We start from the raw sequence: 1,012 nt of genomic DNA, 5'->3' as shown, positions 1-1,012 counted from the left end.
TTGCGCCACGCACGACAATAAAGCACCCCCCACCCCGGTCCCGTTCAGGGCATCAATCCGGGCCCCCAGCCCCGGTAAGGAGGCCTTCACGGCAGCACAGTCATCCGAACATGGGAGGAGCACCACGGATTCGGACATAAGGCACCGTTCCGATGCCCGAGGTGCATTACTCCGTTCAGTGGCCGTTGAAATGTCGTCGAGCGGGCTACGATCCTGACGCGCGACAACTCAATGATCCACCGAAAGGAGTGCCATGCTCGGCACGCTGGTCATAACCAGTCTAATCCTGTCCTCATTCGCCGCGCCCGCAGCTGCTCCGACAACCTCGGTGCCGACCGAAAAGATCACCCTCGACATCAGGACGATCAACGGCTCCGGCTGTCCGGCGGGAACGGCCACCGCGGCCGCGGACGTCGCGCCCGACAACACGTCTTTCACCGTATACTACAAGAACTTCAAGGCGCGCGCCGGTGATGGCGCACCTGCCACCGACTTCCGCAAGAACTGCCAGATCAACGTCCTGGTGCACGTGCCCCAGGGCTTCACGTACGCGATCGCGAGCGTCAACTATCGAGGTTTCGCACATCTTGAAAACGGCGCGAAGGCGCTGGAGCAAGCGAATTACTATTTCACCGGAACTAGCCCAACGGCGCGCATCGCGCATCCGCTGAACGGCCCATTCCACGGGGCCTGGGAAATGACGGACACCGCGGACGTGCTCGTCTACGCACCCTGCGCCGAGGAGCGCAATCTCAACATCAACGCCGAACTGCGCGTCAACGCGGACGCGGCCGCGCCGAATTCGCTCAGTTACATCGAAATGGACTCCGAGCACGGGAGCGTGGACACCATTTACCACTTCTCCTGGAAGCGCTGCTGAGCCCTGTGCCCCACGCACAGACCGTGGTGGGGGGGGGGGGGGGGGCGGGGGGGCGGGGGGGGGGCGGGCGGGGGGGGGGAACGGAGCGACGAGGAACGACGCGGGGGCCACGCGCGGCCGCACGCCCCCGCG

General features: G+C 65.0%; 1 protein-coding gene. It reads left to right on the top strand.

Features of this window, described 5'->3' with window-relative positions; all coding sequences use genetic code 11:
- Positions 1-253 precede the first annotated feature (253 nt).
- A complete protein-coding gene (locus ACFWX1_RS08000; RefSeq protein ID WP_378385045.1) occupies positions 254-880 on the top strand; it encodes a DUF4360 domain-containing protein in 627 nt (208 codons plus the stop codon).
- Positions 881-1,012: the final 132 nt, after the last annotated feature.

Source organism: Amycolatopsis sp. NPDC059021 (assembly GCF_042739895.1).
Taxonomy (GTDB): domain Bacteria; phylum Actinomycetota; class Actinomycetes; order Mycobacteriales; family Pseudonocardiaceae; genus Amycolatopsis.
Note: the sequence above shows the minus strand (reverse complement) of the source record. Positions and strands in the feature narration are given on the sequence as shown.